Genomic DNA, 13,541 nt, shown 5'->3' with positions numbered 1-13,541 from the left:
CAATTAATTTTGCGAGCTGCCTCCGCCGCCGCCTTGTCTCATTCTGCCCATTCTTTCTTTCATCCAGGCATCATAAGCTGTAGCTTGTTCCGGAGTTAAAACAGCTTTAACTTTGTCGTTGGTAGCTTTCATCATCGGCATCATGGCGCTTCTCATGGCATCCCTGTCACCGTTTGCGGCGGTTCTTACACTGTCCATTTTGGTAGCCTGCTCTTTATATATAGCTGTTATTTTAGTGGTTTGATCGTCACTGAGTTTTAGCTGTGTTTGCAGGTCTTTAGCTCTTTCTTCCGGACTTTTTCGCATGCCACCACCTTGCGCGTGGCTTACCGCTGAAATTCCCATCAGGAAACAGCACATTAACAATAATTTTTTCATAGCTTTTTTAAATTTATTTACGTTTTTATAATCTTAGGATAAAGATATATCGTAATGGTTTAAATAAGCCGATGTAACTTAATTGTTGCTTTGTTGCAAATTGGATATAGAGCGCTGCATTTGGGCCATCATGGCAGTAAGACTTTCCATAGTAGGCTCCGGTGTTGGTTGTGGCAGCTGGGTAGAAATGTAGCCTTTTGCTTTCCATATCTCCAGCACGTCATCTCCATTTATTTCATAAGGTTCATAAACGGGGTTATCAGATATTAGCTTGAGCTTTTTATTTTCCTTAAATTTATTGCCGATGCGTTTATATACTACGCCATCGTTTTTGGATATCACAACATAAGTTTCACCACTTTTAATATCGGCCCAATTTTCCAGGTACTCACCTATAATAATATCACCAGATAATATAGGTAACATGGAATCACCTTTGATTTCGAAAGCTCGGTAAGTGCCCTGCTTAAACATAGGCAGATAAAATTTAGGTAATTGAGATACATATTCCGGATCGGCGTAGCCATTCAAATAACCGGCGCTGGCTTTTAGCGGTACCATTTCAATATTTTCGTTATCCTCTTTATCAACAGATATACTTAATATACGCAGGTTAGCTGGATTGCCTTTGGGTTTAGGAGCCCATTTTTCATCGATGGTTTCATTAATAAAGTCATCAATGGTAACGTCAAAAAATATTGCTAAAGTTTTTAGTAGTTCGTATTTTGGTTCGGCTCTTTCTTCTTCATATGCGCCTACTAATGAACGTTTTATACCTAACTGATCGGCAAATTGTTGCTGGGTTAAACCCTTCTTTTTGCGGAGAAACTTAATATTTTGTGAAATTATTGACATAAATTTGCATTTGCTAAAATTATTAGTAATTTTATGCTCATAAAGTTAGTAATAAATATTGGTTCACCAAAATTTTTATCATAAAATGAAACGTTTTGTATATATCATCACCGACAGAAACAGGAAAAATCTTCACGTTGGTTTATGCTCAGATCTTGTAAAAACACTGCAATTTTACAGCGATATGCCTACCTTATTTTTCGACAGTGCGCAGCAGCTTAACCGTTTGGTTTATTTTGAAGAGATCAATACTGAAGAACAAGCTATGGAACGTTTCAAAGTAGTAAGCACTTACACACGGCCTCAAAAAGAAAAAATGATCAGACCTGTTAACCCCGACTGGGTAGATCTGACCATTGGTTTAAAATATGAAAATGGTTTACGCGTACGCCCGCAATTGCGTCCGTCTGTAAATGCTAATCGCCGGGCGGTTACTTTTTAATAAATTTTAATGCCCCTGAATTCATGCAATATCTTTTGCCGCCACGATCTGCAGGACCGTCATCAAAAACATGACCCAGGTGTAAACCTGTACTTTTTTCAATAACCTCGTCGCGGCTCATGCCATAGCTGTCATCATGTACAATGGCAACTTTTTTGGGGTCGACAGGTTTAACAAAGCTTGGCCACCCTGTACCGCTGTCAAACTTATCATCGGAGCTAAATAATATCTCTCCGGTGGCGGCGCTTACATAAACGCCTTTTTGATGATTGTTCCAGTAATCGTTTTGGTAGGGAGGTTCTGTTCCGCTTTCAACCATGATGTGGTATTGGTTGGATGTTAGCGTTTTTTTCCACTCTGCTGCTGGTTTGCTCAACTTTCTTTTGGTATCCTGTCCACTGCTGTTCTGACAGCCAAATGCCGTTACAACCAATAATATCGCTATTGCTAAAACTAACCTTTTCATTTCTAAGTATTTAATTCATATAAATAAAACAATGAGCCATCACTCATCGTACCTCTGTACGTTTAGTCGTTATTAACAACTAAACCTTACAATTCATTATATCTTAAATACGCAGTACTCATTCGGGCAGATTGTCACTCGCCTGTATTATTCTATATTATACAGCCTTTGGTTTAGGTAACAGCACCTTGTTGATGATATGTACCACACCGTTACTTTGGGCAATATCAAACCGACTGATGATACATTGGCCACCGGTTTCATCCTCTAAAACGATGTTATTATTAGCGTCCACTTTCGCAATTAGTTTGCCTCCACTAATAGTAGTTAAAGTGGTTGCCCCTTTATGCTTATGGATTTGTTTATGTAATTCTTTAGCGCTCAATTTCCCGGCAACAGCATGGTATGCAATGAGGTGGGTTAATTCCCAAACATGTGAGGGTTTTAAAAGCGTATCGAGTTTGCCAGTAGGTAAACTTTCAAATGCTTCATTAGCGGGCACAAATATGGTGATTGGGCCTTTACTTTTATAGGTATCGGCTAAATTGGCCGAATTAACAAATTGATAAAATATGGACAGGTCTTTATCTGCAGCTATATTTTGTACAATATCGTTGGCGGGTTGCATGCTGTTGCCTGCCATGCTTTTCATTGAACCTGAGGCTGGAACATTACTAACCGGATCGGTATCAGCTGTCTGGGCGAGTACGGCGAAACCACACATTATCAGAACCAAACTCAATAACAGTATTTTTTTCATATCAGGTTGCAAATATAAACAGATATTATTTCATAACTATTTGGAGTCGTTTAGGTTTTAAATAAAAAAAAGCGGCTTTAGCGCCGCTTTTGCTTTTATTGCTTTTATATGATCATTATCCTACCATCCGGGTGTAAAGCCTATACCAAATAATGGCTTTTTAACATCCGTACGGTTAAACGGAACGGCCAGGTAGGGCTCCAATACAAAAGCTCCAAATACATTGATCCTTAGTGATATACCTGCGCTTAGTGCCGGAACCCGGCCATACACTGGTTCGGTAACCGGTTGCCCGTTCACTACAGAAGGTGTACCATCATCATTAAGTACCGGTTTTTCGCCTATTACTGGTGGATTTTTCTGAAAATAAATATGGTCGCCGGCGTTCCAGGCTAAGCCCGCATCGAAAAATAAGTTGAGATCGGTAAACAGGAATTTTGATTTGATCTGGGCCAATTTTTCCGGACCTGTAAAAGGTAAACGTACCTCGAAATTGAACACTGCTATGCGGCTTCCTGATAACTGATCAATGGTGAAGCCATTAGTTCCTGCTTTCCCGTTGTTGTAGAAAGTTTGCCCTTCGTAACCGCGTATATAAAACGGATAACCTACATATAATGGATAAAGCCCGGTGGCATCACCCCCAAAACGACCATAACCATAAAACCTGGCAGCAAAGGTAACCGGTTCAACCCGTACATATTTTCGCAGATCGATAGTTGGCGCGAAGAAATGGTAAGTACCGAAGTTATATTCAGCTTCCAGGCGATACCTGAATCCATTGAGCGGCGCGGTTACACCAAAGAAGGAATTATCACCCACTAAAGCTGTGGATACCTGGAATAAAGAGTATGATTTTAAGCTGGTGCCAATTAATTTACTTTCGTCATCGTTGGATACCTTTTTCTTGTCAGATGTTAAATAATTTGTGGTGATGGTTTTGCTTTTATCAGCATTTACAGTAGTATCCAGGGCATAATAATCGCTGTAACGATCAACCCGGTAGGTGTTATATGATGCGCCGGCACCAACTTCAAAACGTGTGGTTTTTGAAATAGGATAGGAGGTAAATACCCTGGCCGCATCCTCAAAGTTGCGGATGATGTCGATATTATCTGAAAGTACGGTTTCGTTTTTGCCGCTCACACTTTTTGTTGGAAACGTTCGTGTTTGTACACCAAATTGGTAAGGGATATGTGATATGCCAAAGCCAAGGTTCCAGCGGCCTGTTTGGTTTACATAAGTTATAGCCGCTCCCGAATCATAGATTTGCCCGTTAACCGAGGCCGCTGCGAATATCTGGTTACGACCCAATATGTCGCTAAATACTCCCTGTATGCCACTTGATAAACTTGTGCCATAAAAACTACTTACGCCAATGCCAATACCACTACCTGCTAAATAATCAAGCTTAAATTTGGGTTTGTAGGCGATGTTGACAACTGAATCGGCAGGAATCTTCTTATAGGCCAGGTAATTATTCAGATTAGAGTTGATCAGATCGACGCCAACAGCGCGCGCCGGTGGCAATATACCTGCACTAAAGTTTACATCGGTGGCCTGCAAAGTAGCGGGTTTAAAGTCGGAAGCTTTGGCATTATAGATAGCATATTTTTGGGCCCGATAGTAAGAGTAAACTATATCATCGTGACTGGAGATACTTAAGGCGGGCGAATACTCGGTGATACCACAGATGCCAGTAAACAGATCGGTCATTTGCTCAATTTTGCCGTTGCTGAGGGTATAACGGTACATATTGCGGAAACCATCGCGGTTGGATAAAAAATAGATCTGTGAGCCGTCGGCAGAGTATTGTGGGTTGAGGTTATTGGAGCCGTTGAATATTTTGATGTCAGTTATCTTTCCGGTTGCAATATCAAGTTCGGCCAGGTTAAAGGGGATATCCTGCTCTAAGGATTGGTCATAAGTGGTTCTATCACTCGAGAAAATGATCTTTTTACCATCCCTGGAATAGCTTGGTTGGTAATCGGAATATTTATCGTTGGTTAATTGGGTAACCTTTTTAGTATCAAAATTATAAGAGTACAAATCGCCCTGACCTTCGGATAAGCCTTGGAAAACAATATCCTTTCCGGTAGGCGACCAGGATAGATTACTGAACTGCTCTGCTTTTTCCATCGACACGTCATTGAGCGTATTGCCACTGGCTACGTCAACCACGATCATACGATTTCGGCCCTTGCTGAATACGCTAAAGGCAAAACGCTTCCCATCAGGCGACCATGCACCTGCCGACTCAATAAAGTTAAACTCGTCAATATGCGTGTTGGATACCTTGCTCGTGAGCTTTCGTAAGATGCGCCCCTTGTGTGCATCGGCGAGATAAAGGTCAATAGAGAACAAACTTTTAGCAGATAGGAAAGCCACGTAATTGCCATCCGGGCTCACTGCCGGTGCCACCACCAGATCGCCGCCGGTTTTACTGTCCACCAGTTTAAGGCCTACGGGTTTTTGAACCGTATCTTTTAAAAAAGGTTTATAGGTGTTTTCTATCGATGTTTTCCAAAGGCGCGATAAAGTCTTGTCGTCATATCCAAAGGTGCGCCTGATGCCATAATTAAGACCGTAGCGGGCCGTATTTTTAAAGAATGGTACAATTACCGTATCACCATAGGTTGAGCCGAGGAACGACCAGAAAGCCTCGCCATAGCGGTATGGGAAATACTTATTGCTTTCTGTAAGGTCACGTACCGAGGGTATATCATGGTTAAGGTAGGCATCACGCATCCACATAGCCGTGTACGAATCTTTTTTACCCAGTGAAAGATACTCGGCCATACCCTCGATCATCCATAGTGGAATGTTGTTGATCTCCTCAAAATTATCACCCTCGCCACCTTGCAGTGCCCGGTATTGAAAAGCGTGCACCAACTCGTGCCCGATAACGTGGCGGGTAGTTTGATTAGTTTCCATCACCGGCATCACTACCCGGTTTTTTAAGCCTTCGGTAACACCTCCGGTACCCACACCAATTTCGCCGTCGATGGCTGTAGTTTGCTGGAAATCGGGGTGATTGGCATATAAAATGATGGGGTTGGCGGTCTTAAATGTGTCTTTAAACACCTGCTGATGTAAAGTATACCACAACTCACTTTCCTGGGCAAATCGCTTTACCATACTATCATTTTTTAGGTAATAGTAAATTTCAAAATGCGGAGTTTTGTAAACATTAAACTTTAGGTTTTTATAACGAACCTTATTTTGCCCGAAATACTGGGCATAGGCACCCGTACTTATCAATAAAGAACCTATAAAACAAAGGAATATAAACGTGAGCTTTTGGGCCTTATTTGATAAGGAGTAGTGTTTATTCATAACTTAACTAAATAGATATTGCTAATTTAATGAAAAGCATCAAGACTCAAGATATTAGAATCAAGAGTCAAGATGGGTGCAAAACAGTTCATTATAAAAGTACTTTTATAAGTGCAACGCTAACCTTTTATTCCTGACTCTTGATTGTAATATCTTGACTCGCTATTTACTGCCCCGGCGGTGTACCTTCCGGGTTTTCGGGTGTAGTGGTTGGTGTTGCCGGTGTAGGTAATACGTGCGTTGTGTCAATAGGGTTGCTTGTGCTGTCGACAGTGGCGGTATCGGTTACTATTCTTGGCGATGGACAATTGTACTCCTTAGTGATTTTTACCCAAGGTTTCGGGAACGAACCATAAGTATAGCCCGATTTTGGATCGGCATAAACTTTTTCCATAAAGCGCCCAAAAATAGGTAGCGCCGTATGCGATCCCTCACCGGTTTCGGAGGTGGTAAAGTGTACACTGCGGTCATCAGCACCAACCCAAATACCGGTTACCAGGTCTTTGGTAATACCCATATACCAGCCATCTACATAGTCAGATGAAGTACCTGTTTTACCACCAATCTGGTTATCTTTTTTCCACAGGCCAGGATATTCCCATAAAGCCTGTGAAGTGCCTCCCGGTTCTTCCATACCACCGCGGAACATGTATAGCATCAGCCATGCCGTTTCCGGACTGATAACCTGCTCTTGTTTTAAGGTAAACTCTTTCAATACGCTGCCGTCCTGATCCTCAATTCTGGTTACCAATATGGGGTCTAATTTCTGACCTTTATTCAGGAAGGTGCTGTATGCCCTTACCATTTCAAAAACCGAAACATCATTTGAACCCAATGATACCGATGGTACTGATTTAAGCGGACTTTCGATGCCGCATTTATGGGCATATTGCACAATTTTATCCCAGCCTACTTTTTCGGTCAGCTGAGCGGTAATAGAGTTTACCGATTTACCCATGGCCCAACGCAGCGACATTTCGCGGTACGAGAAATTAAAGTCGGCATTGTTGGGTTGCCAAACTTCATCCTTGCCGTTATCCTTATATTTTATGGTTACAGGCTTATCCGTGAATTTATCGCAGGGGGTAAAGCCATTATCCAGCGCGGTTAAATAAGCGAAGGGCTTAAATGTTGAACCCGCCTGGCGACGTGCCTGGTTTACGTGATCGTAATTAAAAAAGCGATGATCGATACCGCCTATCCAAACCTTTATTTTGCCTGTTGATGGCTCCAGGGTCATCATACCGGTATTCAGGATCTTCGCGTAATATTTGATCGAGTCGATGGTGGAGAAGGTGGTATCCTTTTCGCCGTTCCAGGTGAAAACGGTCATCCGTTTTTTCTGTTTAAAATATTGCTGAATCTGAACGGTATCGCCCTTATATTTCTTTTCCAGTAAACTGAATATAGGCAGGCGTTGTTCGTTTTTGAGGATAAAATCTTTGATCTCGACACCCTTGGAGTCGCGCCATGGGTTTTTATTACCCCAAAGGTTGTTGAAACGCTTTTGCAGCATTTTCATTTTTTCGGCAACTGCCTCTTCAGCATATCGCTGCAGGCGGGAGTCGATGGTGGTATATATCTTTAAGCCATCCTCATACAGATTATAGCCATTCTCTTTACACCATTTGTCCAGCCATTTTTCTACCGCGCGGCGCAGGTAGGAGTCGCCATGTGAGTCCTCTTCCACATAGCTGAGGTTAAGCTTTATAGGCGATTTGAAACTGGTATCATAGCCGGCTTTAGTCAGGTAGCCATATTTCTGCATCTGTCCTAAAACTGTATTCCGACGCTCCAAAGCGCGGTCGGGATTTTTAATCGGATTGTAGCTCGAAGTAGCTTTAAGCATCCCGATCAATAAGGCGGCTTCGGCCGGTGTAACCTTATCCGGGGTTTTATTAAAATATTTTAACGATGCGGTTTTAATACCGAAAGAGTTATTGCCGAAAGGTACCGTATTTAAATAAAGCGTAAGTATTTGCTCTTTGTTATAAACGTGTTCAATTTTAAAAGCGGTAAGCCACTCTTTGCATTTATAAACTATGGTGCGGATAACCGGGATATGCTTAATAAAGCCTTGCGATTTGCGTTTGCGGGTCTCGAACAGATTCTTGGCCAGCTGTTGTGTAATGGTACTGCCCCCGCGGCGTTCGCCTTTGGCGGTGGATAACATACTGGTAAAGAACGAGTAGAAATCAACCCCGTTGTGTTTGTAAAAACGGACGTCTTCAGTAGCAACAAGTGCGTTGATGAGGTTGGGGGAGATGTTTTTGAGCTCTACAGGTGAGCGGTTCTCTTTATAGTACTGGCCTATTAGCTTACCATCGGCTGTATATACCTCAGAACCAACGGACATTACAGGGTTTTTAATGTCCTGCATATCAGGTGAGTAACCCGAAAGCCAAAGGAAATTGAGTTCGATACAACAAAAAAAGATGATGACGAAGTAAATAAATATGGCGAAATATCTTAAAAATCGGTTTCGTATACGTCGGAACATTGGGTAAAGATGTAAAATAATGACACTAAATCATAGTGTCAAACAAATATTAATATATACAGTTTACATAAAAGTTACAGTATACCCGTCACCAACCTGTTTGCAAGTATAAGGTATTAAATTTTCAGTACCTTAAAACCGTTTTATTATAGGTCTGGTCAAATCGAATTGGCCTTTTGGTGCGGATATTTATAAATTTAAATAAACTGCATTATTATCAACGCAATTTTAACATCTAAATTTTAAGCTGGCAAAAGGTAAAGCAATTTCTTTGATATGAGTAACATAATTAACAAGTTTAAGATTGATAACGGCAAAGGGTTTTCGCTCAAAGATCAGGACGCTGCTTATGCCGATGGTTTTGAAAAGGACGATGCCAAAGATGTGCTTACCGCGCTGATAGCAGAAACATTTGACCTGCAAACCGAGCTTTACGCTGCCAATAAATACGCGCTGCTCATCATTTTCCAGGCGATGGACGCAGCCGGTAAGGATAGCGCCATAGCACATACGTTATCAGGCTTAAATCCGCAGGGCTGTCAGGTGTATAGTTTTAAACAACCCAGTACCGAAGATTATGAACACGATTTTTTATGGAGGCATTACAGATCGCTTCCCGAGCGCGGGCGTATTGGTATCCATAACCGATCGCATTATGAAAATGTGCTGGTTACCAAAGTTCACCCAGAACTGATATTAAAAGAGAATTTACCCGGTATTCAAGATGTAAAACAAATAGATGGCAAATTTTGGGATAAGCGTTACCAAAGTATCCGGGCCTTTGAGGAACATCTTACCGGTAATGGAACGGTGATCATTAAATTTTTTCTGAACGTATCAAAGGGAGAGCAAAAGAAACGGTTTTTAGAACGAATTGATGACCCAAAGAAGAACTGGAAATTTTCGGCTGCTGATATCGAAGAACGTAAACGTTGGGGCGATTACATGGATGCTTATCAAAGGGCTATCCAGGAAACAGCCACCCCAAACTGCCCATGGTATGTGATACCGGCCGACAAAAAATGGTTTACCCGTATAGCCATTTCAACCGTTATTCTTCAAACACTAAAAGATCTGAAATTAAAATATCCGGTGTTGCCCAAAGAGGAAAAGGAAAAGTTGGAAGAAGCGAAAAAGCTGCTGGAAAAAGAGTGAGGGGCATTAGCGCATAAGAAATACTTGCAAAGTTTTTAAAACTTCGCAAGTATTAAAATATAAAAGGGTGATACCCTTTGTTCATTAGAAATGCCTTATATATTCGAGAACATTGTTTGTGCTCTTTCGCCGATAAGCGGTATTGGTTTACTTTCGCCATTAATGGCACCAATAAAGCCTATCACCCATAAAATAAATAACCCAACGCGTACTATCCAGAAAAGTGAGTAACCAATAGTATATCCTCCGGAGAAAAATATGGCCGCGAAGATGGCCGAGGCCGCCCAGTAAATAACTATGGAAACGATGTGAAATAATAACGTTTGTCTTAACTGATAGCTCGCCTGTGCGGTTTTATTATCCTTATACATAGCAAAATAAGCGATAAGCCAGCCGATGATAAAAAAGTAACTTACAATTCCGGCTGTTTTGCCGTCGTCTTTTGATGGAATGTCATTCATGGTGATTAATGATTTAGATTTTACAGTTTATTAATTAAAGCTAACCATATTTTGCCATTAAATGTTTGAATTTTTTTTTAAATCATAGCTTTTGAGGATGTAGTGGGGAGATGAGAACTAAAGAAAATCATCTTTAACTTGTTTCAGGATCTCGCAGGACAGGTTAATCATGATGTTGTGTAAGCCTGCATGTGGGATGCCGAAATAAATTCGGCATGCCGTATTCTTAATTTTCCTTCACAAAACTAGCCTCATCAACAAAGCTGCTTTTACCGTTTACAATGGCTATGGCTTTAACCATTGTACTGGCCGATATAGTGACCGGCGTGTTATACAAGGTTGACGAGGCTGTTGGTGCCGATCCATCGAGTGTGTAATATATTTTAGCATCAGCATCCGAGCTTTTGATCTGGATGCTGAATGGTTGTTTAAACGTTTTGGATGGCGCTATGATGTAAGGATTGGCCACGATGAGGTTATCAGTAATGGAGGATATGGGTTTTTCCAGATCTTGTAAAAACAGTTTGTTGGATAGCCGGCCGGTAAATACTTCAAATTCGCCGCCATCAGCCATGTCACTGTAGTTTAAATACAGTTTATTATATGATTTTTTGGCCAGGCTCATGCCCTGCAAATAGGTATTGGCCCTGCTTATACCCGCGCCCGAATTGGTGATAGTGAATTTTTTGCCATTCTCCAGGTAAACAGTAGCCTTATCAAACTGGGGTATCCCCACCAGGAACTGGTTTTGCCCCGGCGCGATGTTATAAATGCCCAGGGAGCTCATCACATACCAGGCCGACATTTGACCGCAATCTTCATTACCAGCCAAACCATCCGGTTTTTCGCTGTATTCCTCGCGCAGGATACGGTCGATATAGAACTGGGTTTTATCAGGCGAATCGGTAAAGTTATACAGGTAAGCCATATGATGGCTCGGTTCGTTACCGTGCGCGTATTGCCCGATCAAACCGGCCACATCGGGTGGCGTGTTACCGCTCAGTTTGGAATCGGTGGTAAATAGTTCATCAAGCTTAGCCTCAAAAGCCTGTTTACCGCCCATGCGGGTTATCAGACCATCGACATCCTGTGGTACCAGGAACGAGTATTGCCAGGAATTGCCTTCGGTATAATTGTGGTTGATTTCGGTAGGATTAAAAGGAGCAAACCAGCCGCCGTTAACACGGGCCTGCATAAACCCATTTTGGTTGTTATATATGTTTTTCCAGTATTGGGCGCGTTGTATGTATTCTGCATAATCCTGGGGCTTATCCAGCATTTTAGCCATCTGGGCAATACACCAATCGTCATAAGCATACTCGAGCGTTTTCGAAACAGACTCCTTTTGCGCATCGGCCTGTACAGCACCATTTTTACGATAATTATCCAAACCAAACTGGTCGCGGTTTACAGCGGCCTTCATGGCTGTAAAAGCCTCGGCAGCATCAAAATCACGGATGCCTTTGGCATAAGCGTCAACAACAACCGGGATAGAATGGTTGCCGATCATACAATAGGTTTCGGAACTGGCCAGCGGCCATATCGGCAATAAACCACCCTGCTCATACATCGCCAGGAAAGTTTTGATAAAATCGTGTGTCCGTTTTCTATCTATCAGCGTTAACAAAGGGTTCTCGGCCCGGAAGGTATCCCATAATGAAAACACAGTGTAATAATTAAAACCCTGCGCGGTATGTACCTCTTGATCAAGCCCAAGATATTGCCCGTCCACATCGTTGTAAATGTTGGGCGCCAGCATGGCGTGGTATAAAGCGGTATAGAAAATGGTTTGTTTAATGCGGGAATAATCGGGTACTACCGGGCGTTTTTCTTTAGGTACACGACCAGTACCGCCGCCGCTGGCCCTAAGTTCTGTTTGAGCGGTTTGCGTGGCCTGGGCAACAGTAGGGGCGCCACCTTCTACTTGTATCTTGTTCAGCTCGATATTCCAGGTGGCCCTGGCAGCTTTTTGTACTTTTTTAAAGTCAAAATCGGGCACTTCGGCATCCAGATTTTTTAATGCCCCCTCTGCACTTACCGAGGATATACCCACTTTTGAGATCACCTCGCCAGGGTTATCAAACTGCAGGTACATCTTGACGTTTTTGCCTTCCACCTTTTTCTGGCCTTCCTGTAATTGGTCGTTGCTGGCTATACCATAAGTTTTAAAAGGTTTAGAGAATTTAGCGTAGAAATAAACAAGCTGACCTTTGGCCCATGAGCTGGATTTACGAAATCCACGCACTTCATGATCGTTCACCACTTCTATCCAGGAATTAATAACCGCGTCGCGGTGTTGCAGATCAATAATAATATTAGCCTTTGCGGTACCGGGATAATCATAACGGTGAACGCCAACCCGGGTAGTGGCGGTAAGTTCTACGCCGATGTTATATTTATCAAGCAGGGTTTTATAATACCCTGGCGAGGCCAGTTCGTTCTTCTTTTTAAAGCCCGAGCTGTAATCGGTGTTTTTAAATTGCGGATCGCCGGTGGTGGGCATAAACAATACATCGCAATAATCGGCAATACCGGTACCACTCAAATGCGTATGTGAAAAGCCATAAACCACGGTATCGGTAAAATGATAGCCTGAGCAACCATCCCAGCCGGTCAAACGTGTATCCGGACTTAGCTGCACCATACCAAAGGGCAATACCGCACCGGGATAAGTATGCCCATGCCCGCCGGTACCAATAAAAGGGTCAACCAGTTGCGCATAATCTTTCTCCTTTTTCTTTTCGGCCTTTTGGGCTATCGCAAGAGATGCCGAGGCTAACAATAAAGAAAATGTTAAAACATTACGTAGTGCAAATTTTGTTACGGGCATACAGGTAAATGCTGTTTATTATATCACGCAAATTAAAACTTAAAAGTCACAATCAAAAAACGCAAATTAAGTGAGTGGGGATTTTGGGAACAACGAGTAAGGGCTTTCAAAGTAATGAGTAAAATGCCGGGTAGGTTGCTAATCAAATCCTGAGAATTATTAAATTCTGAAAACCCTGATTCAGATGATTTCTGTACATATAACAAGAGTCCCGGTTTCCTTGAATAATGGAAAATCGGGACTCTTTAGTTAAGATCTACAAGGGATAAAACCGACCGTTTGGTATGTAGTTATTAATACTTTTTAAAACTTTTAAAACCCGCCAAAAATTTGTTAAAAAGTGTTAAATTGGTGTTAA

The 13,541-nt window shown here is 42.0% G+C and carries 11 protein-coding genes; 3 read left to right on the top strand and 8 right to left on the bottom strand.

Features of this window, described 5'->3' with window-relative positions; all coding sequences use genetic code 11:
* Positions 1-3: 3 nt before the first annotated feature.
* On the bottom strand, positions 4-378 hold the full coding sequence (locus FHW89_RS10175) for a hypothetical protein (protein WP_172334939.1): 375 nt from the start codon (positions 376-378) through the stop codon (positions 4-6).
* Positions 379-456: 78 nt separating this feature from the next.
* Positions 457-1,233, bottom strand: a complete 777-nt coding sequence (locus FHW89_RS10170) for a LexA family transcriptional regulator (RefSeq protein ID WP_172334938.1) — start codon at positions 1,231-1,233, stop codon at positions 457-459.
* Between the two features lie 85 nt (positions 1,234-1,318).
* Here FHW89_RS10170 and FHW89_RS10165 point away from each other — a divergent pair, with 85 nt between their 5' ends.
* The gene (locus FHW89_RS10165) at positions 1,319-1,675 is read left to right on the top strand and encodes a GIY-YIG nuclease family protein (protein ID WP_172334937.1); all 357 of its coding nucleotides are present in this window, start codon (positions 1,319-1,321) and stop codon (positions 1,673-1,675) included.
* On the opposite strand, the gene msrB is transcribed toward FHW89_RS10165, so the two are convergent.
* The 3 genes from msrB to FHW89_RS10150 all read right to left on the bottom strand — a co-directional run bounded on the left by msrB (position 1,665) and on the right by FHW89_RS10150 (position 5,700).
* Entirely contained in the window at positions 1,665-2,141 is a 477-nt protein-coding gene (gene msrB, locus FHW89_RS10160) for a peptide-methionine (R)-S-oxide reductase MsrB (protein ID WP_172334936.1), read from the bottom strand. The two genes, FHW89_RS10165 and msrB, sit on opposite strands and share 11 nt — an antisense overlap.
* Before the next feature lie 157 nt (positions 2,142-2,298).
* Positions 2,299-2,901: a fasciclin domain-containing protein gene (locus FHW89_RS10155; protein WP_172334935.1), complete on the bottom strand. Its 603-nt coding sequence runs from the start codon at positions 2,899-2,901 to the stop codon at positions 2,299-2,301.
* Between the two features lie 120 nt (positions 2,902-3,021).
* Positions 3,022-5,700 carry a tolB protein precursor gene (locus FHW89_RS10150; protein WP_371742440.1) on the bottom strand — a complete coding sequence of 893 codons (2,679 nt, stop codon included), beginning with the start codon at positions 5,698-5,700 and terminating at the stop codon, positions 3,022-3,024.
* Between the two features lie 84 nt (positions 5,701-5,784).
* Between FHW89_RS10150 and FHW89_RS29125 the strand changes: the two genes are divergently transcribed.
* Positions 5,785-5,862, top strand: a complete 78-nt coding sequence (locus FHW89_RS29125; protein WP_371742445.1) for a hypothetical protein — start codon at positions 5,785-5,787, stop codon at positions 5,860-5,862.
* A 541-nt stretch (positions 5,863-6,403) separates the two neighbouring features.
* Here FHW89_RS29125 and FHW89_RS10145 read toward each other — a convergent pair.
* On the bottom strand, positions 6,404-8,737 hold the full coding sequence (locus FHW89_RS10145) for a penicillin-binding protein 1A (RefSeq protein ID WP_172334933.1): 2,334 nt from the start codon (positions 8,735-8,737) through the stop codon (positions 6,404-6,406).
* A 276-nt stretch (positions 8,738-9,013) separates the two neighbouring features.
* Here FHW89_RS10145 and FHW89_RS10140 point away from each other — a divergent pair, with 276 nt between their 5' ends.
* Positions 9,014-9,892: a polyphosphate kinase 2 family protein gene (locus FHW89_RS10140; protein WP_172334932.1), complete on the top strand. Its 879-nt coding sequence runs from the start codon at positions 9,014-9,016 to the stop codon at positions 9,890-9,892.
* A 95-nt stretch (positions 9,893-9,987) separates the two neighbouring features.
* On the opposite strand, the gene FHW89_RS10135 is transcribed toward FHW89_RS10140, so the two are convergent.
* On the bottom strand, positions 9,988-10,353 hold the full coding sequence (locus FHW89_RS10135) for a hypothetical protein (RefSeq protein ID WP_172334931.1): 366 nt from the start codon (positions 10,351-10,353) through the stop codon (positions 9,988-9,990).
* Between the two features lie 226 nt (positions 10,354-10,579).
* Complete coding sequence (locus tag FHW89_RS10130) at positions 10,580-13,183, bottom strand: GH92 family glycosyl hydrolase (RefSeq protein WP_172334930.1); 2,604 nt, start codon at positions 13,181-13,183, stop codon at positions 10,580-10,582.
* Positions 13,184-13,541: the final 358 nt, after the last annotated feature.

Origin of the sequence: Mucilaginibacter sp. SG564 (genome assembly GCF_013149275.1) — a bacterium.
Classification (GTDB): Bacteria; Bacteroidota; Bacteroidia; order Sphingobacteriales; family Sphingobacteriaceae; genus Mucilaginibacter.
The sequence above is the reverse complement of the archived record's forward strand: the minus strand, read 5'-3'. Positions and strand labels throughout refer to the sequence as shown.

Bases quoted from the DNA above. Each gene is read 5' to 3' on its own strand.
- msrB (WP_172334936.1), bottom strand. From the start codon at position 2,141: ATGAAAAGGTTAGTTTTAGCAATAGCGATATTATTGGTTGTAACGGCA.
- FHW89_RS10165 (WP_172334937.1), top strand. From the start codon at position 1,319: ATGAAACGTTTTGTATATATCATCACCGACAGAAACAGGAAAAATCTT.
- FHW89_RS10150 (WP_371742440.1), bottom strand. From the start codon at position 5,700: ATGGCCGAGTATCTTTCACTGGGTAAAAAAGATTCGTACACGGCTATG.
- FHW89_RS10145 (WP_172334933.1), bottom strand. From the start codon at position 8,737: ATGTTCCGACGTATACGAAACCGATTTTTAAGATATTTCGCCATATTT.
- FHW89_RS10175 (WP_172334939.1), bottom strand. From the start codon at position 378: ATGAAAAAATTATTGTTAATGTGCTGTTTCCTGATGGGAATTTCAGCG.
- FHW89_RS10135 (WP_172334931.1), bottom strand. From the start codon at position 10,353: ATGAATGACATTCCATCAAAAGACGACGGCAAAACAGCCGGAATTGTA.
- FHW89_RS10130 (WP_172334930.1), bottom strand. From the start codon at position 13,183: ATGCCCGTAACAAAATTTGCACTACGTAATGTTTTAACATTTTCTTTA.
- FHW89_RS10155 (WP_172334935.1), bottom strand. From the start codon at position 2,901: ATGAAAAAAATACTGTTATTGAGTTTGGTTCTGATAATGTGTGGTTTC.
- FHW89_RS10140 (WP_172334932.1), top strand. From the start codon at position 9,014: ATGAGTAACATAATTAACAAGTTTAAGATTGATAACGGCAAAGGGTTT.
- FHW89_RS10170 (WP_172334938.1), bottom strand. From the start codon at position 1,233: ATGTCAATAATTTCACAAAATATTAAGTTTCTCCGCAAAAAGAAGGGT.